This is a genomic window from Streptococcus suis (genome assembly GCF_002960445.1).
Classification (GTDB): Bacteria; Bacillota; Bacilli; order Lactobacillales; family Streptococcaceae; genus Streptococcus; species Streptococcus hyiners.
The window spans coordinates 1-492 of the sequence record NZ_POJD01000059.1 but is presented as its reverse complement, the minus strand read 5'-3'; the positions used below and the strand labels follow the sequence as shown (position 1 = coordinate 492).

Annotated in this window: 1 pseudogene; it reads left to right on the top strand. The window is 43.7% G+C overall.

The features are described from left to right. Positions 1-492: pseudogene (locus tag C1G53_RS00305) on the top strand (argininosuccinate synthase domain-containing protein); the annotation flags it as partial.

The window sequence follows — 492 nt, the reverse complement described above, 5'->3', positions numbered from 1 at the left end:
AATCATCTTCGCCAAGGAAAATGGTGTTCCAGTTCCTGCCGATCTGGACAGTCCTTACTCAGTCGACCAAAACCTCTGGGGTCGTGCCAATGAGTGTGGTGTCTTGGAAAATCCATGGAATGAAGCGCCAGAAGATACTTTTGGCATCACTACTTCTCCAGAAAATGCACCAGATACTCCCGAGTATGTCGATATTGAGTTTAAAGCAGGTATTCCTGTTGCTGTAAATGGTGAAAAGTTAAGTCTTGCTAATCTCATTCAAAGACTCAATGTCATTGCTGGTAAACATGGTGTGGGTCGGATTGACCACGTGGAAAATCGTTTAGTCGGAATCAAGTCACGGGAAATTTACGAGTGCCCAGGAGCTATTACCCTTCTGACAGCCCACAAGGAAATTGAAGATTTGACCCTGGTACGGGAAGTATCGCATTTCAAACCGATTGTTTCAAATGAACTCTCTAACTTGATTTACAATGGTTTGTGGTTCAATCC